Genomic DNA, 18,538 nt, shown 5'->3' with positions numbered 1-18,538 from the left:
AGCTCGCGGAGCGACCAAATGATGAACAAAGACAGCCTGACCCATCACATCTCCCAGCAGTTCAACGCCGAGCTGGAGGAGGTGCGCAGCCACCTTCTGGCCATGGGCGGCCTGGTCGAGAAACAGGTCAACGACGCGGTCACCTCGCTGATCGAGGCCGACTCCGGCCTGGCCCAGCAGGTGCGCGAGATCGACGACCAGATCAACCAGATGGAGCGCAACATCGACGAGGAATGCGTACGCATCCTCGCCCGTCGCCAGCCGGCCGCGTCGGACCTGCGCCTGATCATCAGCATTTCCAAGTCGGTGATCGACCTGGAACGCATCGGCGATGAGGCGACCAAGATCGCCAAGCGCGCCATCCTGCTTACCGAAGAGGGCGAGGCGCCGCGGGGTTACGTCGAAGTGCGGCACATCGGCGATCAGGTGCGCAAGATGGTGCAGGAGGCGCTGGATGCCTTCGCCCGTTTCGACGCCGAGCTGGCGCTGTCGGTGGCGCAGTACGACAAGACCGTCGACCGCGAGTACAAGACGGCGCTGCGCGAACTGGTCACCTACATGATGGAAGACCCGCGCTCCATCTCCCGCGTGCTCAACGTGATCTGGGCCCTGCGCTCGCTGGAGCGTATCGGCGATCATGCGCGCAACATTGCCGAACTGGTTATCTATCTGGTGCGCGGTACCGACGTCAAGCACATCGGCCTGACCCGCATGCAGGAAGAAGTGCAGGGTGGCAGCAAGGACTAAGCCGCTCGGCCCGATGACCCGCGATACGGTAACGTTGGCCTTTGGCCAGCGCTCGCGTCTATGCTTAGGCCATTCCTGCAGGAGTGGTCGATGAGCAAAGTCAGTGTGCTGGTGGTGGATGACGCCACCTTTATCCGCGATCTGGTGAAGAAGGGGCTGCGCGACCATCTTCCCGGCATTCAGATCGAAGAGGCGGTCAATGGGCGCAAGGCCCAGCAGATGCTCGGCCGTAATCCGGTCGACCTGATTCTCTGCGACTGGGAAATGCCGGAAATGTCCGGCCTGGAGCTGCTCGGCTGGTGCCGCGAGCACGATGAGCTGAAGACCGTACCCTTCATCATGGTCACCAGCCGTGGCGACAAGGAGAATGTCGTCCAGGCCATTCAGGCGGGTGTGTCCGATTTCATCGGCAAACCCTTCTCCAACGAGCAACTGGTGACCAAGGTGAAGAAGGCCTTGCAGCGTGCCGGCAAGCTCGCCGCCCTGCTTGCCAGCGCGCCGCCGAAGATGCTCAGCACGGGCGCCTTCGCCAACGACTCCCTGGCGGCGCTCACCGCGGGCAAGGCCGAGGTGATACGGCCGGCCGCAGCACCTCAGCCCCAGGCGCCTGCGCCCGTGACCCGCAAGGCGCCACCGAGCACGCCCATGGGCCGCAGCCAGGGCCAGTTGCGCCTGCCGGGCGGGATCATGGCCTGCGTGATCAAGGCCCTGAGCCTCAAGGAGGCCTTGCTGGTGGTCAAGCGCGGCGAGTTGTTGCCCCAGGTTCTGGAAAGCGCGGTGCTCGACCTGGAGCAGGGCGAATCCTCGGAAGTCGCCCGTCTCAATGGTTACCTGCACAGTGTCGCGGCCTTCGAACCGAAGGCGGACAGCGAGTGGTTGCAGTTGGTATTCCGCTTCGTCGATCGCGATCCGCAGAAGCTGGACTACCTGTCGCGGCTGATCGCGCGCGGCACCACACAGAAACATTTCACTCCCGGCGGCTGAGCCGGCGTACGGCTGCGCCTCAGGCGACGTCCGTCAGATCCTGCTGCCAGGCCTCGGGGATCTGCTCCAGTCTCGGGTAGTTGAGCGCTTCCAGCTGCAACTGGGGAAGCAGGAAGGGCGTATGCCGCAGATGCTCGGGGATGCTGCGCAGCTCCGGTAGCCACAGGCTTACGTAGGCGGCCTGCGGATCGTACTGGCGGGCCTGCCTCAAGGCGTTGAACATGCCCTTGAGGCGTGGATCGCTGCCGACGCCGGCGAGGTAGGCCCAATTGCCCCAGTTGCTGGCCGGGTCATAGTCGATCAGATGTTCCTCGAACCAGGCCGCACCGTGGCGCCAGTCCTGCTGCAGGTCGCTGATCAGGTAGCTGGCCACCACCTGGCGGCCTCGATTGGAGAGGTAGCCGGTACTCATCAGTTCGCGCATGTTGGCGTCGACCAGAGGCATGCCGGTGCGGCCCTGACACCAGTGCTCGAAACGTTCGTCGATCCGATCGGGCGCGCGTTCGGTGGCCTTCAAGCCCCGCGCTTCGAACAGCGCCTGGCCGTGGCGCTGCAGGGTACAGCGGAAGAACTCGCGCCACAGCAGTTCCAGCCACAGCCAGTAGGTCGAGTCGTTGCGGCCATGCAGGGCTTCGTGGCGCCGCAGTTCGGCAGCCACGCGGCGCGGTGACAGGCAGCCGTTGGCCAGCCAGGGCGAGAACTTCGACGAGTACTCGCTGCCGATCATGGCATTGCGGGTTTCCTTGTACTGACGCACGTTCTGGCTGTCCCAGAGATAGTCGCGCAGACGTGCCTGCGCCGCCGCTTCGCCGCCGGAGAAGGGAAAGGCGCTGGCCGGCACGCTGAGCGGCTCGCCCAGGCCGAGCTGGGACAGGGTCGGCAGGCCATGCAGCAAGGCTTCGACGCCTTCCGGCAGAGGAGGGAGCTGGTCCGGGGCCGGCAAGGGCTGGAACACATACTGGCGCGCATTGATCAGGGTGCGGAACTGGCTGTAGACCTGGGGCAGTTCCGCCAGCGGGCAGGGCAGTTCGGATGCGCTCAGCAGGCCGTTGGCCATGCCGGTGCGCAGCGGCACGCTGCCCAGGGCCTCGCGCACGCGGGCGAGCTGGGTGATTTCCTGCGGGGCGATTTCCTCCAGGGTCAGCACCTGTTGCAGAGCGAACTGCTCGACCAGTTGGGCGATGACCTCCTCGGGTTTGCCGGGCATCACCAGCAGGCGCGAGCCGCGCTGGCGCAGAGCGCCATCCAGGGCGGTGAGGCTTTCCAGCAGGAAGCGTGCGCGGTGCACGCCGATACGGCGGCTGCCGAACGTGTCGATCTGCAGCAGGGCCGGATCGATGACGTACAACGGCAGCAGGCGCCCGGTACCGAGGGCCGCTTGCAAGGCGGGATGATCGTCGAGGCGTAAATCCTGTTTGAACCAGAGCAAGGCACGCATGGAATGTTCCCTCAAGGCCATTGCAATGTGGATGGCGGCCACCGGGACAAGTTCAGCGCCGTCCGGCGGCGACAAGTGGCGTCCAGGCGCCGTTGCCGTTGCCGTTGCCGTTGCGCTGAAGCGGCGGCTGCCCGGCAAGACGGCGGCGCTTTGGCGGCAGACGCTTGTTCAGTAGACTGTGGGGCTGTTTTCAGGAGCCCTCCATGGACATATTCAGCATTGCCGTTCTGATCTTTCTGGTCACCGACCCGTTCGGCAATATCGCCATCTACATCGCCGCCTTGAAGAATGTAGCGCCGCGCCGACGCCTGTGGGTGGCGGCGCGTGAGCTGCTGTTCGCCCTGGCCCTGTTGCTGTTGTTCCTTACCTTTGGTGACAAAGTGCTCAGCGGTCTGGGCCTTTCGCGGGAGGCAACCGGCATCGCCGGCGGTATCATCCTGTTCGTCATCGCCATGCGCCTGATCTTTCCCAGCCCGCAGGGATTGCTTGGCGATGTGCCCGATGGCGAGCCCATGCTCGTGCCGCTGGCCACGCCGGCGGTGGCCGGACCCTCGGCCCTGGCCGTGCTGATGACCCTGCGCAACACCCACGAGGGCGCACTCTGGGAGCTCTACATCGCGCTGATCCTGGCCTGGGCCGTGACGGCGTTCATCCTGTTGCAGGCTTCGTTGCTGCAGCGTTTCCTCGGTCCTCGCGGACTGACCGCAGTGGAGCGGCTGATGGGCATGCTGTTGATCATGCTCAGCGTCGACATGCTGCTGGACAACCTACAAAGCGTACTGCATATCCAGCCATGAAATTTTTCAGCCTTGCCCTGTTCGTCCTTCTGCTCGCCGGTTGCAGCAGCGGGTTGCGCATCGATACCAGCCATACCGCCAGCGGCCAGAGCAGCCGGGTGCAATACATCGTGCTGCACTACACCTCGGCCGATCTGCCGCGCTCGCTGGCGTTGCTGACCCAGGAGGAGGTCAGTGCCCACTACCTGATCGATGCCGTGCCGCCGACCGTCTACCAATTGGTGGACGAGAACCGCCGGGCCTGGCATGCCGGGGTCAGCGAATGGCAGGGACGCACCTGGCTCAACGGCACCACCATCGGCATCGAGCTGATCAACCAGGGCTATTTCGACACGCCCAAGGGACGCTACTGGCAACCCTATGCGCAAGGCCAGATCGATACGCTGATCGTGCTGCTCAAGGACATCATGCAGCGTCACCAGTTGCCGCCGGGCAGCATCATCGGACACAGCGATATCGCCCCGCAGCGCAAGGTCGATCCGGGCCCGCTGTTTCCCTGGAAACGACTGGCCGATGCCGGACTGATGCCCTGGCCCGATACCCAGGCGGTCGCCCGCGAGCAGGCCGCGTTCAGCGCCAGCCTGCCGAGCGTGGCGTGGTTCCAGGAGCAACTGGCCCGGCAGGGCTATACAGTGCCGGACACCGGCGTGCTGGATGAAGCCACGCGCAACGTGCTCAGGGCGTTCCAGATGAAGTACCGGCAGTCGCTCTACGATGGCCAGCCGGATGCGGAAACCGCCGCCCTGCTGCTGGTGCTCAACCGCATGGCTTAGAGGAAAGCGGCAAGCCGCCGGTCAGGAGCTTCAGCCGAGCCGCTGCGGTTGTGCAGAAAGGCCTGTGCGGCCTGACCCAGCCTCCGCTCTTGCCCCGGGTTCCGGCCCTAGTGTCGCGACATGGATCAAATGTCGGTCGCACGGTATCTGCACGGGATTCAGCAATAAGCGCGCAGCATTGCCGCACTCGTGTAGGAGCCGCGCCCTCGCGGCGAATCGTGGCCACACCGCGTTTCTGCAGCATGGCCGCCCTCGCATCGCGCCGGGGTCGGCGCTCCTACAGGCGAACCCTGATACCGAACGGGCTCTTGCAGGCCGGATCAAGAGGGTATCTGCACATAAGCGCGCAGCATTGCCGCACTCGTGTAGGAGCCGCGCCCTCGCGGCGAATCGTGGCCAGAGCGCGTTTTTGCAGCATGGCCGCCCTCGCATCGCGCCGGGGTCGACGCGCCTACAGGCGAACCCTGATTGCGAACGGGCTCTTGCAGGCCAGGGCTCAAGACGGTATCCACGGGAGTCCGACATTTCATGGTTGACACGGCCCTAGAGCGGCAGCGCCATATGGAAGCGGGCACCCTGGCCGGGGTGCGACTGGGCGCCGATGCGCCCACCGTGCAACTGCACGATCTCCTTGCACAGCGCCAGGCCGAGGCCGGCGCCACCTTTCTTGCGGCCTATCTGTACGAAGGGTTCGAACAGCCGGGCCTGCTGGCCATAGGCGATGCCTTCGCCGTCGTCCTCGACGCTGATCAGCAGGCGATCTTCCTGGCGTTGTGCCTGCAGGCGGATCTCGCCGGCTTCGGGGCTGTGGCGCAGGGCGTTGTCGATCAGGTGGTCGAGCACGCGGTTGATCTGGGCATGATCCAGGTGCACGCGTGGCAAGCCCGCGCCGGTTTCCAGGGTCAGGACGATCTGTCGTGTCTGTGCCTTGTCGGTATGTCGCGTGCGGGCCTCGTCGAGCAGTTGCGGAATGTCGCAGGGCGCCAGTTCAAGCTTCTGCAGGCCGCTCTGGTAGCGCGAGAAGTTCAGCAGGTCGTCGATCAGGTGCACCAGGCGCTCCATTTCCTCGTCCACGGTACGTGCCAGGTCGGCTTCACGGGAGTCTTCGGCGAAGCGGATGCGCTCGCGCAGCAGGCTGAAGGCCATGTGCATGCCGGTGACCGGCGTGCGCAGCTCATGGGAGGCCCGCAGGACGAACTCGTTGCGCACCCGCTCGAAGGCGCGCTGCTCGGTGACGTCGTGCAGCACCATCACCGCGCCGAGGATATGCCCCTCGTCGTGGCTGACCGGGGTCAGGCTGTAGTTGAGCAGGCGGGTTTCGCCATCGGCCTCGACCTGCAGATCCGCCAGGCGCTGGTCCAGGCTCTGGCCCTGCAGCACCTGTTGCAGCTGGGCGTCCAGCTCCGGGTACTGCAGCGCCTGGCTCGGGCGCTGTCCCAGGGGCTGCGCGTGCCAGCCCAACTGACGCTGGGCCACCGGGTTGAAGTGTTCCAGCAGGCCATCGTGGCCGAAGATCAGCAGGCCGTCGTCGATGCTGTCGAGCACTGACTGCAGGCGCCGTTGTTCGGCCATCAGCGCTTCGATATTGCTGTCCTGGAACTGACGCAGGCCTTCGGCCATCAGGCCGATGCGGCGGCTGAGGGCGGCCAGCTCGGTCACCGGGGTGACGGGCAGGGTGACCTGGAAGTTGCCCTGGCCGATCTGGTCGGCCGCGCGGGCCAGGGCCTCGATCGGCTGGCCGACCCGCCGGGCGACGGTCTGCGCGGTGATGAAGCCGATCACCAGCACGGCAAGGCCGACCAGTCCCAGCAGGCCGGCGATCATCCAGGCCCGCTCGCGCGATGCCTGCTCGGCGCTCTTTACCGCATCCACATAGCGCACCTGCACGGCGTTGACGCGGTTGCGCACGGTTTCCAGGGCCAGGCCGAACTCATCGTTACTGAGCAGGCCGCGGCGCACTTCCTGAGGGTTTGCCAGGATCGCGCTGTAGCGCTCGTAGGCCTGCCTGATGGCGGTCACGGCCTCGCGGTCGCTGTCGGTCATGGCGCCTTCTGCGGCCTTGTCGATCCAGCCGCGCACGCGCTGGTCGGAAACCTGCAAGGCGGGACGGTCGAGCTCCTCGGCGAGCAGCAGCACGACCTGCTTGCCCAGTTCCTGGCGCAGGCCAAGGCTGGCGTCGATGATGCTCAGGTTGCGGGTCATGGTGTGGTTCTGCGTCTTGGTCAGCTGCAGCACGCTGAATATGCCCAGCAGCAATCCCAGCAGCGCCACCGTGAGCAGCGCGCTGGTGCTGATGAACAGCTTGTTGCGCAGCTTCATAGGCCGAGTTGCTTGCGTTTGCGATACAGGGTCGACGCGTCGATGCCCAGTGTCTTGGCGGCCTGGTCGAGGGTCTCGCTATTGGCCAGCACCGCGGCGATATGGGCTTTCTCCAGGGCTTCCAGGCTGAGGTCGGCGCCGACCCGCGGCGCACTGTTGGTGGCCGGCGCGCTCATGCCGAGGTGGCTGACGTCCACCCACTCGCCCGGGCAGATGATGCTCGCCCGTTCGATCACGTTGCGCAGTTCGCGGATGTTGCCCGGCCACTGGTAGTCGAGCAGGGCCTTCAGCGCCTCATCGCTGAAGCCCCGCGCCGGCCGGGCGTAATCCTTGACGAAGCGGGCGAGGAAACGGTCCGCCAGGGTGAGGATGTCGTCGGCCCGTTCGCGCAGCGGCGGCAGGGTCAGGGTGATGACGTTGAGGCGGTACAGCAGATCCTCGCGGAAGTGACCTTCCTTGACCATCTCCGCCAGATCCCGGTTGGTCGCCGCGAGGATGCGCACGTCGGCATGGCGGGTCACCGGATCGCCGACCCGCTCGTATTCCTTGTCCTGGATGAAGCGCAACAGCTTGGGTTGCAGGGTCAGGGGAAAATCGCCGATTTCGTCGAGAAACAGCGTGCCGCCGTCGGCCTGGTTGACCCGCCCCAGGGTGCTTTCGCTGGCACCGGTGAAGGCGCCGCGGCTATGGCCGAACAGCTCGCTTTCCATCAGCTCGGCAGTCAGCGACGGGCAGTTGATGGTCACGCAGGACTTCTTCGTGCGGCGGCTCCAGCCGTGGATGGCACGTGCCAGCTCGCCCTTGCCGGTGCCCGACTCGCCGAGGATGAGGATATTGGCGTCGGTGCCGGCCACCTGCCGGGCGGTTTCCAGGATCGCCATCATCGCTGGGCTGTGCGAATCGATGCCGTCATGGGGCTTGCGCACTTCGCCTTCGAGGGCTTCCAGGCGGGCGGCGAGCTGGCGGACTTCCAGCTGCTTGGCCGCGGCCAGGCGCAACTGGTCGGGGCTGCAGGGCTTGACCAGATAGTCGGCGGCGCCGGCCTGCATGGCATCCACCGCGGTGTCGACCGCCGAGTGAGCGGTGACGATCACCACGCGCATCCAGGGCGCGAGTATGCGCATCTGGGCCAGCACGTCGAGGCCATTGTCGTCACCCAGGCGCAGGTCGAGGAAGCACAGATCGAAGACCTGGCGCTGCAACAGCGCTTCGGTCTGCGCGGAGCTGTTGGCGGTGGTGACCTGATAGCCCTCGTCTTCCAGGCAATAGCGGAAGGTGCGCAGGATCGCCGCTTCGTCGTCGACCAGAAGAATGCGCCCGCTCTGACCTGTTGCTTCCATTTACTTACTCCGTGGTTTGTTTGCAGAGGTTAGTCCGGAAATCTTCGTGCAAGTTGCACGGCGAGTATGACCCGATCTTGCATCGTGCATGCGGCCACCTGCCATTGGTTTGATTTAAATGGCTGATTTTAGTTGGTTTTTATTTTGAACAGAGGCTGGCACAGGGCTTGCGACGTAGCACTGGCCACTACCTGTAGTGGTCTGCATCAAGGTTTTGGAGGAGACATCATGCTGCTGTTGAGACATTCCACGTTGGCCATCGCCATTACAGCTCTGATCACGTTTGCACCTGTGGGAATCGCAGGCGCGGCCGAGGCTGACCTGGGGCGCCAACTGAGCGATGCCCGTCAGCAGGGTTCCATCACGACCGCCTTCGCGCTCAACCGTCATCTGAGCCCCTTCGATATCGACGTCGAGGTCGAGAACGGCCAGGCGACTCTCAGCGGTGTGGTCGAGAGCGAGGTGGAACGCGATCTTGCCGGCGAGCTGGCCCAAGGCATCGAGGGCGTGCAGGGCGTGGACAATCGCCTCGAGGTGGATGCCCGGATCGAGCCGCAGGTGGTCGACGAAGAACGCCGGATCACCACCGACAAGACCCTGGCCCAGCGCTTCGATGACGCCACGCTGGCGGCCACGGTCAAGTCCAAGCTGCTGTGGAACAGCAATACCGAAGGCCTGGACACCCAGGTGCGTGCCGAGAGCGGCGTGGTCAGCCTCAGCGGTAATGCCGGCACCCCGGCGGCCAAGGAGCTGGCCGGTGAACTGGTGGCCAACACCGATGGCGTGCGCGAAGTGCACAACCACCTGAGCATCAGCAGCGCCGACAGCACCGCTGCCGAAGCGCAGAACGCCGCCAACGACGCGGCGGCGGCGATCAGCGATACCTGGATCACCAGCAAGGTGAAGTCCAGCTTCTTCTATAGCCGCAACCTCGACAGCCTGAATATCAAGGTCGACACCCACGACGGGCTGGTCAGCCTCAGCGGCACCGTGTTGAGCAATGCCGAAAAACGCCTGGCGGTGGAAACCGCCCGCAATATCCGCGGTGTTCGTGGCGTCGACGCCGACGCACTACGCATCGCCAGTTGAGTCCGGAGCACCACGCTGGCGGGCGTCTTCGCTCGCCAGATTCAGCAGTGTCATCCATGACGCTGCATGGCAGACACAGGAGTAGCACCCATGAACAGTAAAACAGCACAACTCAACGAACTGATCGAGATCACCCGTGACGGCCAGCGCTTCTACGAGCACGCCCATGACGAAGTCAAGGACGTGCGCCTGCAGGCTCTGTTCCGCGATATGGCACAGACCAAGACCCAGGTGATCCAGGCGCTGGCGGTGAAAGTCGCGGCCAATCAGGAAGAGCCCGCCACCGGCGGCACCGTGGTCGGCAAGCTGCGTCAGGCCTATGCCGATGCCCGCGCCACGTTGTCCAGCGATGAGGAAGCCACCTACGTGGCGCAACTGGAGGAGGCCGAAGACCGCATCCTGCATGCGTTCGAAGACGCGCTGGAAAGTGCCGAACCGGACGTGCGTGCCCTGCTGGCGGTGGAAATGCCCAAGGTGCGTGCCTGCCATGACCGCATGCGCGACCTGAAGCACGCCATGTAACAACACGGCATCGGCACAGGGATGTGCCGCCTGCCGGCGCTTCGTGCAGAACGCCCGAGCCGCCCATGCCCATCGTGCAGGATGCCTGCGAAAGAACTCTGATTTATTTTATAACTATATGATTTATAAGTATTTTATTTTTATCTGAAACTGGCATGCAGGCTGCAATCAATAGGTCATGAGCAAGATTGCGCAGCAATGATTTCGAGGAACTCCAGCATGAACCAGCACCGTCTATACGCCGAGTCATCCTTCATCGCCATCGCCGCCGTTGCTGCGTTGCTGCTGTGCGTGTGGCTGGTCAAGGCACCGCTGGGCCAGACCTCGAGCCAGCAAGCCACCGTCGTGCAACTGCAGGCTGCCCCTGCCGCCGCACAGACGGTCAGCACGCAAGCCAGCGGCGACTGGCTACGTGCCGATGCCGTGGAGCTGCCCCGGCAGCAAACGCGCTGGGTGTTCTGAAGCCACCCCCGAATTTCAAAGTGCTACACCCGCAAGACCTCTAAAAACCAAGGAGAAACGCCATGTTGAGCTGGGCCATTACCTTTCTGATCATCGCCATCGTCGCTGCCGTACTGGGCTTCGGTGGTATCGCCGGCACCGCCACGGGTATCGCGAAAATCCTCTTCGTCGTGTTCCTGGTGATGTTCATCGTGTCCTTCATCATGGGCCGCCGCCCCCGCGGTTAGCAGGCTGTTGAAAAACTACCTGCGTTGCCATCGCGGCGTTAAAAACAGGCTCGGGCGCGAGTCCGATCAAAATGCTCATTTACAACACGTAAACTCCGCTTTTTCGCCTGTTTTTGCCTTGCGCTGGCTGCCTCGTCAACGTTTTTCAACGGCCTGTTAGCCGAGAGGAGTAGCGATGAATCGACTCAAGACGCTCGCTGCGGCCCTGATGCTGGGGAGCAGCGTAGCGGCTTTGGCCGCTAACACCGACGGCGAGTTTCGCCTGAACGAGCTGCTCGGCAGCCATCCCGATTACCGGGAAGCATGGAGCGAGCTGGTTCAGGACGAGGAACGCCTGCCCGAATGGGTGATGAACCTCAGTGGCGTGGCCATGCCCATGCAGGCACTCGAGGAGGACGGTGACAAGTACCTGGTCGGGCAGTTGTGCGAAACCTCCAACTGCTTCAACCAGCGCCTGTACGTCGCCTTCACCTGGGACAAGGACGATGCCTACGCGCTCTGGGTGCAAGTGCCGGCAGGCTTGCCCGAAGACAAGTCGCCCAGCAAGCATGCCGACCTGCGCTGGCTCGGCGATCCGGACGAAGGCGTCAAGCAACTGCTCCAGGAACAGTTGCAGAAAGACCCCAACTGGTACTGATCCCAACGGCGCCCCGGGCGCCGTTCATTCACCAGGGCTCTCAGCAGCCATTCTGCGCAACCCTGCGCCTGCCCCGTAACTTCCTTGTGCGTCCACTTCCCGGGCCGCGTTATCATCGGCCGCTATGTCCAGGGGGGTGAGATATGCTCAACGGTTTGTGGCTGAGCTTTTTCGTGGTGGCGGCGGTGGCGGGTTTCAGCCGCTGGCTGCTGGCCGACGATCCGGCCGTGTTCGCGGCGATGGTGGAAAGCCTGTTCAATATGGCCAAGCTGTCGGTCGAGGTCATGGTGCTGCTGTTCGGTACCCTCACGCTCTGGCTCGGTTTGCTGCGTATCGCCGAAAAGGCCGGTCTGGTGGACGCGCTGGCGCGGGTACTCGGCCCGCTGTTCGCCCGGCTGATGCCGGAAGTGCCACGCGGCCATCCCGCGTTGGGCCTGATCACCATGAATTTCGCCGCCAACGGCCTGGGCCTGGACAACGCCGCCACGCCCATCGGCCTCAAGGCCATGCGCGCCCTGCAGGACCTCAATCCCAGCAGCACCACGGCGAGCAATGCGCAGATCCTCTTTCTGGTGCTCAACGCCTCGTCGTTGACCCTGCTGCCCGTGACCATCTTCATGTATCGCGCCCAGCAGGGCGCGCCCGATCCGACCCTGGTGTTCCTGCCGATCCTGCTGGCCACCAGCGTTTCGACCCTGGTCGGCCTGTTGTCGGTGGCCCTGATGCAGCGCCTGCGTCTGTGGGACCCGGTGGTGCTGGTCTACATGATTCCCGGGGCGCTGCTGCTCGGGGGCTTCATGGCGCTGCTCGCCGGCATGTCCGCCACGGCCCTGGCGGCGCTGTCGTCGCTGCTGGGCAACCTCACGCTGTTCGGGGTCATCGTGGCCTTCGTGGTGATCGGCGCGCTGCGCAAGGTGCAGGTCTACGAGCAGTTCATCGAAGGCGCCAAGGAAGGCTTCGACGTGGCCAAGAGCCTGTTGCCCTACCTGGTGGCGATGCTCTGTGCGATCGGTGTGTTGCGGGCCTCGGGAGCGCTGGAGATCGCGCTGGACGGCATTCGCTGGCTGGTCGCCTGGGGTGGCTGGGACACGCGTTTCGTCGACGCCCTGCCCACGGCCATGGTCAAGCCATTCTCCGGCAGCGCGGCGCGGGCCATGCTCATCGAAACCATGCAGAGCCAGGGCGTGGACAGCTTCCCGGCGCTGGCGGCCGCGGTGATTCAAGGCAGCACCGAAACCACCTTCTATGTGCTGGCGGTGTATTTCGGCGCGGTAGGCATCCAGCGTGCGCGCCACGCCGTTGGTTGCGCCTTGCTGGCGGAACTGTCCGGGGTGATCGCGGCCATCGCCGTGTGCTACTGGTTCTTCGGCTGAGCGGGTTTTCCGCTGTCGCTGGCGAACAGGTCGCCGACCCAGCCCAGCAGCGGGTCTCGCGTCTTGATCTGGCGCACCTGGCGCATGCGCGGTTCGACGAAGGCTTCGAAGTCCTCGGCGTGCTCGAAGTACACGCCGGTGAACAGGACGAATACCGACCTGCTGGCGATCCGGGTGAAGAACATGTTGCCCACCGGCTCGCCATCGCTGAGCAGCAGATCCAGGCTGGAACCGTCGCCATATGCCGGGCTCAGGCTCAGCGGTCGTTTCTGCAGCCCGTTGTTCTCCAGGGAATGGCTGGCGCCGACATTCGCCGCGTAGTTGTTGATCAGCGCATCGCCGGCATTGGGGTGAAGGGTCACGCCACTGTACAGGTAGAAACCCGTGTCCGCGCTGTGGCTGTAGCTGAGCTCCACGGTCCGGGTCAGGTACTGCACGCTCTTGCCATAGTGGCCGCCCCTGCTCACGCCGAAGCTGGCGAAGTCCTGGTCACTGAGCAGCAACCGCTGTTCGTCGGCGGTGAGTGCGGCCTTGTTGTCGCAACCGCCGATCGACAGGGCCAGTACCAGGCCGGACAGGTATCGGTGCATCGAGTCCTCCTTGAATGGCGTGCTTGTCCTTCGGCGCCTGCGGCACGTCGCGCTCAGTCGGGCGTCACGTCGAAACGCAGTACGCCGATCATCTGCCCGGCCTCGGTCAGTACCTGAATCTGCCAGCGCCCGACCACGTCCTGGGGGAAGTTCTGCTTGTGCGTCCAGGCCCGGTAGCCTTTCTCGCGGCCGCCATGGATATCCAGAGCGATGCGCTCGACCTCGCCGCCGTCATGCTGCCAGACATGATAGATGCGTTCGTCCAGGCCGCGCGGGGCATTGATCGCGGTGTAGGCATACAGCCCATGATCACGCAATTGCGTCACGCTCAGGCGTTCCAGGCCTTCGCCCGGCGAGCGGTTCTGGTTGTCGAACTCGGTGGTGATCGCCACCTCGGTCAGCCACAGCGTCGCCGGTGGTACCCAGGCCCGCGCCAGCCAGCCAGTGGCGCCGATCACCAGGGTCAGGCCCACCAGCAGCAGGCCACGCCACCAGCGGCGCACGGTGATGATGCTGAACAGGCTGGGAAACGACAGCAGCACCGCGGCCGCCAGCGCCAACTGGTAGCTCTCCGTGGTGTCGAGCTTGAGGATGATCGGCAGCGCCGTGAGCAACACGGCGAACAGCGCCAGGGTATGGTAGGCGAGGAAGATCCAGCGGCGCGGCGCCAGCCACTTGTAGTACAGCGGGTCGATGATCGAAACCAGCGCCGCCGCTGCCAGCAGGCCACTGAACAGCGCCTGGCCGCTGTTCCAGGTGGTGGTGATGAAGAAGAACGGCAGGACGAAGAACAGGCTTTCCTGGTGGATCATCTGCGTGGCGTAGCGCAGCAGCGGTCGCGGCAGCTCGAAGCCGAAGCGGGCGGCGATGCGCTCGCGCAGCATGTTCTCCAGGATCAGCCACAGCCAGCTGACCAGCATCACCAGCGCCAGCACCTTGGCCAGCCCGGCCTGGCGGTCGACCAGTACGAAGCTCGCCACCCCGGACAGAAAACCGAATATCGCGATGGCACCGGGATGACGCTGCATCAGCGCGATGATCCGGAACACGAGGCTTTTACTGGAGGCGATAAGAGACAAGGCGGTTCTGGCAGTGGTCAAGAACGACACGCAGGATACTGCATTTGCCGACGCTTGCGGCCTCCACCGATCAGGCGTGGTGTCTAGCGAACTGGCCGATTAACGCAACAGGTGGGAGCGGCCGTTCGTAGGGTGGACGACGCTTCATCCGTCCACCGCTCTGCGATCGCAATGGTGGACAAAAAGAGCGTTGTCCACCCTACGCCCTGTGACTGTAGGAGGGGCCGGGCGGCGATCCGCTTTAGCCGCGAGCTCTTCGCGCTTTATCGATCCCGTCGCGGCTAAAGCCCCTCCCACAAAGAACCATCGCATCTCACCGGCCGCTATCGCTCTTGCGGCCATACATCGCTGCTCAGCCTATCGCCCGATACCGCTGCGCTTCTCCCAACAGCCAGTCACGAAAAGCCTTGAGCGCCGCGGACTCGACCTTGCGTTCCGGTACGGTCAGGTAATAGGCACGGCCGTTGTCCGGCACTGGACGGTCGAGGGCGACCACCAGGCTGCCGTCGGCCAGTTCGCGCTGGATCAGGAAGGGTGGAATCAGCGCCACACCCATCTCGTGGCAGGCCGCCTGGGCGAGCATGGAGAACAACTCCAGGCGCGGGCCGGTCATGTCGCGGCCGACATTCAGCCCCTGCGCCGCGAACCACTGGCGCCAGGCGTAGGGCCGGGTGCTCTGCTGCAGCAGCGGCAGTTCGGCGATCCGCTCGGCGCTCGCGGCCGCGCCCTCGAGCAGGGCCGGGCTGCACACCGGCATCAGGTGCTCGTGCATCAGGAAGTGCGCAGCGGTACCTGACCAGTCGCCATCGCCGAAGTAGATCGCCGCGTCGAAACCGGTATCGGCGAACAGGAACGGGCGGGTGCGGTTGGTCAGGTGCACGGTGACTTCCGGGCGCAGGCGCTGGAAGTCCTTCAACCGCGGCAGCAACCATTGGGTGGCGAAGGTCGGCACCACGGCCAGCTCCAGGCTCATGGCGCCCTGGGCGCCCATCAGTGCCAGGGTGTCGCGCTCCACTGCATCGAGCTGGGCGGCGACCTTGCCGGCATAGGCGGTGCCCGCTTCGGTGAGCAGTACACCGCGCCGCGAGCGGCGGAACAGTTCCACGCCGAGGAACGCTTCCAGCCCGGCGATCTGCCGGCAAACGGCGCCCTGGGTCAACGCCAGCTCGTCCGCCGCGCGGGTGAAGCTCTGATGGCGTGCCGAGGCCTCGAAGGCGATCAGGGCTGCCGTGCTGGGGATCTTGCGACGCATGTATGCGAACACCTCACTAATTGGTGCTTCTATTCAGGTGATCAAGCTATCTCGGAGTGAGCTTAATGCACAACTGCGTGCGAATTACTCGTTTGCCGAGAGGCAGGTAGCTGCCTAGGCTAAGCCCGACAAGAACCGTTCACGCACGAGGAATCTGCGATGGCCGCCAAGGCAAGCTTCAACTGGATCGACCCGCTGCTGCTGGATCAGCAACTCACCGAAGAAGAGCGCATGGTGCGCGATAGCGCCGAGCAGTTCGCCGCCGACAAGCTGGCGCCGCGGGTGCTCGAAGCCTTCCGCAATGAACGTACCGACCCGGCGATCTTCCGTGAAATGGGGGGCACCGGCCTGCTCGGCGCGACCATTCCCGAAGCCTATGGTGGCAGCGGCCTGAACTATGTGTGCTACGGCCTGATCGCCCGCGAAGTGGAGCGCATCGATTCCGGCTATCGCTCGATGATGAGCGTGCAGTCGTCGCTGGTGATGGTGCCGATCTTTGAGTTCGGCAACGAAGCCACCAAACAGAAGTACCTGCCCAAGCTGGCCTCCGGCGAATACATCGGCTGCTTCGGCCTGACCGAGCCCAACCATGGCTCCGACCCGGGGTCGATGATCTCCCGGGCGAAGAAGGTCGACGGTGGCTATCGCCTGTCCGGCAGCAAGATGTGGATCACCAACAGCCCGATCGCCGATGTCTTCGTGGTCTGGGCCAAGGACGACACCGGCGAGATCCGCGGTTTCGTCTTGGAGAAGGGCTGGCAAGGGTTGTCGGCCCCGGCGATCCACGGCAAGGTCGGCCTGCGCGCCTCGATCACCGGCGAGATCGTCATGGACAACGTGTTCTGTCCCGAGGAGAACGCCTTCCCTGACGTACGCGGCCTGAAAGGCCCCTTCACCTGCCTCAACTCCGCCCGCTACGGCATCAGTTGGGGGGCGTTGGGCGCTGCCGAGTTCTGCTGGCACACCGCGCGGCAGTACACCCTCGACCGGCAGCAGTTCGGTCGCCCGCTGGCGGCCAACCAGTTGATCCAGAAGAAACTGGCCGATATGCAGACCGAGATCACCCTGGCCCTGCAGGGCTGCCTGCGCCTGGGGCGGATGAAGGACGAGGGCACGGCGGCGGTGGAAATCACCTCGATCATGAAGCGCAACAGCTGCGGCAAGGCGCTGGATATCGCCCGCCTGGCCCGCGACATGCTGGGCGGCAACGGCATCAGCGACGAGTTCGGTGTGGCCCGGCATCTGGTCAACCTCGAAGTGGTGAACACCTACGAGGGCACCCACGACGTGCATGCGCTGATCCTCGGCCGCGCGCAGACCGGCATTCAGGCTTTTTTCTAGCGGCAAGCCGCAAGGAAGGACAAAGACAACCACCGGCTTCAGTTCGCTTCCACTTGCGGCCTGAAGCTTGCAGCTTGAGGCTCTCCATGACCGCTTTATCCCATCTGCGTGTGCTCGACCTGTCCCGCGTGCTCGCCGGGCCCTGGGCCGGGCAGATTCTGGCCGACCTCGGCGCCGAGGTGATCAAGGTCGAGCGCCCGGGCGTGGGCGACGACACGCGCCACTGGGGGCCGCCGTTCCTCCACAACGAGGCTGGCGAGAACACCGGCGAGGCGGCCTATTACCTAGCGGCCAACCGCAACAAACAATCGATCACCATCGACTTCACCCAGGCCGAAGGGCAGCGCCTGGTGCGTGAACTGGCAACCCGTTCGGACATCCTGATCGAGAACTTCAAGGTCGGTGGCCTGGCGGCTTACGGCCTGGATTACGCCAGCCTCAGTGCCCTCAACCCGCGGCTGATCTACTGCTCGATCACCGGCTTCGGCCAGAGCGGCCCCTATGCCGGCCGGGCGGGCTACGACTACATGATCCAAGGCCTCGGCGGCCTGATGAGCCTCACCGGGCGTGCCGACGACGAAGCCGGCGCCGGGCCGGTGAAAGTCGGGGTGGCGCTGACCGACATCCTCACCGGGCTCTATTCGACCGCGGCGATACTCGCCGCCCTGGCCAGCCGTAACGAGACCGGTGCCGGCCAGCACATCGACATGGCCCTGCTCGACGTGCAGGTCGCCTGCCTGGCCAATCAGGCGATGAACTACCTGACCACCGGCAGTGCTCCGCGCCGTCTGGGCAATGCCCACCCGAACATCGTTCCCTACCAGGATTTTCCCAGCGCCGACGGCGACATCATCCTCACCATCGGCAACGACGGGCAGTTCCGCAGGTTCTGTGACGTGGCGGGCAGGCCGGAGTGGGCCGACGATCCGCGTTTCGCCAGCAACCGCCAGCGCGTCGCCCATCGCGCCGAGCTGATTCCGCTGATCCGCCAGGTCACGGTGTTTCGCAGCACCGCCCAGTGGGTCGAGCAACTGGAAGCCGCCGGCGTGCCCTGCGGGCCGATCAACGACCTCGAGCAGGTATTCGCCGATGCCCAGGTGCAGGCCAGAGGGCTGCGCATCGATCTGCCCCACCCGCTGGCTGGCAGCGTGCCCCAGGTCGCCAGCCCCATCCGCCTCTCGGCGACGCCGGTGCAATACCGCAATGCGCCGCCGCTGCTTGGCGAGCATACCGACGGCATCCTGGCCGGGGTGCTCGGCTTGAGCGGCGAGCGGATCGCCGCGTTGCGTGGTGCCGGGGTGATCTGAGCGCGGACTCGGTGTGTCTGTTCCGCCACCTGGGGCTCGAGTGAGGTCTCTCCATATAGAAGAGCAATGGAGCAGCAGACTTTTGCCGGTTTATTTCATTCAAATGAAATAAACCGTTGACCTGTATTTCTGAGTGCCTATAATGCGCACCACTTCCGGCGCGGCCTGATCTGAAAACCTATTGTTAAACAAAGGGTTAGAGGAATATAAGGGTTGCACGGACGGCGAATTCGAGTAGAATGCGCCGGCGCTGACAGGGCG

The 18,538-nt window shown here is 64.5% G+C and carries 18 protein-coding genes; 12 read left to right on the top strand and 6 right to left on the bottom strand.

Going from position 1 to position 18,538, the window contains the following annotated elements:
• Nucleotides 1-18 precede the first annotated feature (18 nt).
• Both phoU and DNK34_RS23380 read left to right on the top strand, forming a co-directional pair.
• Complete coding sequence (phoU, locus tag DNK34_RS23385; RefSeq protein WP_131177658.1) at nucleotides 19-747, top strand: phosphate signaling complex protein PhoU; 729 nt, start codon at nucleotides 19-21, stop codon at nucleotides 745-747.
• A 90-nt stretch (nucleotides 748-837) separates the two neighbouring features.
• Nucleotides 838-1,731, top strand: coding sequence for a response regulator (locus tag DNK34_RS23380; protein WP_131177657.1), 894 nt, complete (start codon nucleotides 838-840; stop codon nucleotides 1,729-1,731).
• A gap of 19 nt (nucleotides 1,732-1,750) precedes the next feature.
• On the opposite strand, the gene DNK34_RS23375 is transcribed toward DNK34_RS23380, so the two are convergent.
• Entirely contained in the window at nucleotides 1,751-3,169 is a 1,419-nt protein-coding gene (locus DNK34_RS23375; protein ID WP_131177656.1) for a DASH family cryptochrome, read from the bottom strand.
• A gap of 203 nt (nucleotides 3,170-3,372) precedes the next feature.
• Here DNK34_RS23375 and DNK34_RS23370 point away from each other — a divergent pair, with 203 nt between their 5' ends.
• Nucleotides 3,373-3,966, top strand: a complete 594-nt coding sequence (locus tag DNK34_RS23370) for a MarC family protein (RefSeq protein WP_131177655.1) — start codon at nucleotides 3,373-3,375, stop codon at nucleotides 3,964-3,966.
• Complete coding sequence (locus DNK34_RS23365; protein WP_131177654.1) at nucleotides 3,963-4,739, top strand: N-acetylmuramoyl-L-alanine amidase; 777 nt, start codon at nucleotides 3,963-3,965, stop codon at nucleotides 4,737-4,739. The genes DNK34_RS23370 and DNK34_RS23365 overlap by 4 nt, the downstream gene beginning before the upstream one ends.
• A gap of 543 nt (nucleotides 4,740-5,282) precedes the next feature.
• On the opposite strand, the gene DNK34_RS23360 is transcribed toward DNK34_RS23365, so the two are convergent.
• Nucleotides 5,283-7,058, bottom strand: a complete 1,776-nt coding sequence (locus tag DNK34_RS23360; RefSeq protein WP_131177653.1) for a KinB sensor domain-containing domain — start codon at nucleotides 7,056-7,058, stop codon at nucleotides 5,283-5,285.
• The gene (gene algB / locus DNK34_RS23355) at nucleotides 7,055-8,398 is read right to left on the bottom strand and encodes a sigma-54-dependent response regulator transcription factor AlgB (protein ID WP_131177652.1); all 1,344 of its coding nucleotides are present in this window, start codon (nucleotides 8,396-8,398) and stop codon (nucleotides 7,055-7,057) included. Before algB ends, DNK34_RS23360 begins: the two co-directional genes overlap by 4 nt.
• A gap of 228 nt (nucleotides 8,399-8,626) precedes the next feature.
• Here algB and DNK34_RS23350 point away from each other — a divergent pair, with 228 nt between their 5' ends.
• The 6 genes from DNK34_RS23350 to DNK34_RS23325 all read left to right on the top strand — a co-directional run bounded on the left by DNK34_RS23350 (nucleotide 8,627) and on the right by DNK34_RS23325 (nucleotide 12,708).
• Nucleotides 8,627-9,487, top strand: coding sequence for a BON domain-containing protein (locus DNK34_RS23350; RefSeq protein WP_131177651.1), 861 nt, complete (start codon nucleotides 8,627-8,629; stop codon nucleotides 9,485-9,487).
• Between the two features lie 90 nt (nucleotides 9,488-9,577).
• The gene (locus DNK34_RS23345) at nucleotides 9,578-10,009 is read left to right on the top strand and encodes a ferritin-like domain-containing protein (RefSeq protein ID WP_131177650.1); all 432 of its coding nucleotides are present in this window, start codon (nucleotides 9,578-9,580) and stop codon (nucleotides 10,007-10,009) included.
• A 219-nt stretch (nucleotides 10,010-10,228) separates the two neighbouring features.
• Nucleotides 10,229-10,471 carry a hypothetical protein gene (locus tag DNK34_RS23340; RefSeq protein WP_131177649.1) on the top strand — a complete coding sequence of 81 codons (243 nt, stop codon included), beginning with the start codon at nucleotides 10,229-10,231 and terminating at the stop codon, nucleotides 10,469-10,471.
• Nucleotides 10,472-10,533: 62 nt separating this feature from the next.
• The gene (locus DNK34_RS23335; RefSeq protein WP_013789335.1) at nucleotides 10,534-10,698 is read left to right on the top strand and encodes a DUF1328 domain-containing protein; all 165 of its coding nucleotides are present in this window, start codon (nucleotides 10,534-10,536) and stop codon (nucleotides 10,696-10,698) included.
• Nucleotides 10,699-10,873: 175 nt separating this feature from the next.
• A complete protein-coding gene (locus tag DNK34_RS23330; RefSeq protein WP_131177648.1) occupies nucleotides 10,874-11,335 on the top strand; it encodes an inhibitor of vertebrate lysozyme family protein in 462 nt (153 codons plus the stop codon).
• Between the two features lie 143 nt (nucleotides 11,336-11,478).
• Nucleotides 11,479-12,708 carry a nucleoside recognition domain-containing protein gene (locus DNK34_RS23325; protein WP_131177647.1) on the top strand — a complete coding sequence of 410 codons (1,230 nt, stop codon included), beginning with the start codon at nucleotides 11,479-11,481 and terminating at the stop codon, nucleotides 12,706-12,708.
• Here DNK34_RS23325 and DNK34_RS23320 read toward each other — a convergent pair.
• The 3 genes from DNK34_RS23320 to DNK34_RS23310 all read right to left on the bottom strand — a co-directional run bounded on the left by DNK34_RS23320 (nucleotide 12,690) and on the right by DNK34_RS23310 (nucleotide 15,629).
• Complete coding sequence (locus DNK34_RS23320) at nucleotides 12,690-13,298, bottom strand: hypothetical protein (protein WP_131177646.1); 609 nt, start codon at nucleotides 13,296-13,298, stop codon at nucleotides 12,690-12,692. The two genes, DNK34_RS23325 and DNK34_RS23320, sit on opposite strands and share 19 nt — an antisense overlap.
• Nucleotides 13,299-13,351: 53 nt before the next feature.
• Nucleotides 13,352-14,368 (bottom strand): DUF5924 family protein, encoded by a 1,017-nt coding sequence (locus tag DNK34_RS23315; protein ID WP_411269336.1) that lies wholly within the window; start codon nucleotides 14,366-14,368, stop codon nucleotides 13,352-13,354.
• Nucleotides 14,369-14,729: 361 nt separating this feature from the next.
• Nucleotides 14,730-15,629 (bottom strand): LysR family transcriptional regulator, encoded by a 900-nt coding sequence (locus DNK34_RS23310; protein WP_131177645.1) that lies wholly within the window; start codon nucleotides 15,627-15,629, stop codon nucleotides 14,730-14,732.
• Nucleotides 15,630-15,788: 159 nt separating this feature from the next.
• Here DNK34_RS23310 and DNK34_RS23305 point away from each other — a divergent pair, with 159 nt between their 5' ends.
• Complete coding sequence (locus DNK34_RS23305) at nucleotides 15,789-16,970, top strand: acyl-CoA dehydrogenase (protein ID WP_131177644.1); 1,182 nt, start codon at nucleotides 15,789-15,791, stop codon at nucleotides 16,968-16,970.
• Between the two features lie 86 nt (nucleotides 16,971-17,056).
• A complete protein-coding gene (locus DNK34_RS23300; protein ID WP_131177643.1) occupies nucleotides 17,057-18,277 on the top strand; it encodes a CaiB/BaiF CoA transferase family protein in 1,221 nt (406 codons plus the stop codon).
• The last annotated feature ends 261 nt before the right edge of the window (nucleotides 18,278-18,538 follow it).

Origin of the sequence: Phytopseudomonas dryadis, from assembly GCF_004327355.1 — a bacterium.
Classification (GTDB): Bacteria; Pseudomonadota; Gammaproteobacteria; order Pseudomonadales; family Pseudomonadaceae; genus Aquipseudomonas; species Aquipseudomonas dryadis.
This window is presented reverse-complemented; position numbering and strand designations above follow the sequence as displayed.

Coding starts and splice junctions, on each gene's coding strand:
- phoU (WP_131177658.1), top strand. CDS start 19: ATGATGAACAAAGACAGCCTGACCCATCACATCTCCCAGCAGTTCAAC.
- DNK34_RS23380 (WP_131177657.1), top strand. CDS start 838: ATGAGCAAAGTCAGTGTGCTGGTGGTGGATGACGCCACCTTTATCCGC.
- DNK34_RS23375 (WP_131177656.1), bottom strand. CDS start 3,169: ATGCGTGCCTTGCTCTGGTTCAAACAGGATTTACGCCTCGACGATCAT.
- DNK34_RS23370 (WP_131177655.1), top strand. CDS start 3,373: ATGGACATATTCAGCATTGCCGTTCTGATCTTTCTGGTCACCGACCCG.
- DNK34_RS23365 (WP_131177654.1), top strand. CDS start 3,963: ATGAAATTTTTCAGCCTTGCCCTGTTCGTCCTTCTGCTCGCCGGTTGC.
- DNK34_RS23360 (WP_131177653.1), bottom strand. CDS start 7,058: ATGAAGCTGCGCAACAAGCTGTTCATCAGCACCAGCGCGCTGCTCACG.
- algB (WP_131177652.1), bottom strand. CDS start 8,398: ATGGAAGCAACAGGTCAGAGCGGGCGCATTCTTCTGGTCGACGACGAA.
- DNK34_RS23350 (WP_131177651.1), top strand. CDS start 8,627: ATGCTGCTGTTGAGACATTCCACGTTGGCCATCGCCATTACAGCTCTG.
- DNK34_RS23345 (WP_131177650.1), top strand. CDS start 9,578: ATGAACAGTAAAACAGCACAACTCAACGAACTGATCGAGATCACCCGT.
- DNK34_RS23340 (WP_131177649.1), top strand. CDS start 10,229: ATGAACCAGCACCGTCTATACGCCGAGTCATCCTTCATCGCCATCGCC.
- DNK34_RS23335 (WP_013789335.1), top strand. CDS start 10,534: ATGTTGAGCTGGGCCATTACCTTTCTGATCATCGCCATCGTCGCTGCC.
- DNK34_RS23330 (WP_131177648.1), top strand. CDS start 10,874: ATGAATCGACTCAAGACGCTCGCTGCGGCCCTGATGCTGGGGAGCAGC.
- DNK34_RS23325 (WP_131177647.1), top strand. CDS start 11,479: ATGCTCAACGGTTTGTGGCTGAGCTTTTTCGTGGTGGCGGCGGTGGCG.
- DNK34_RS23320 (WP_131177646.1), bottom strand. CDS start 13,298: ATGCACCGATACCTGTCCGGCCTGGTACTGGCCCTGTCGATCGGCGGT.
- DNK34_RS23310 (WP_131177645.1), bottom strand. CDS start 15,629: ATGCGTCGCAAGATCCCCAGCACGGCAGCCCTGATCGCCTTCGAGGCC.
- DNK34_RS23305 (WP_131177644.1), top strand. CDS start 15,789: ATGGCCGCCAAGGCAAGCTTCAACTGGATCGACCCGCTGCTGCTGGAT.
- DNK34_RS23300 (WP_131177643.1), top strand. CDS start 17,057: ATGACCGCTTTATCCCATCTGCGTGTGCTCGACCTGTCCCGCGTGCTC.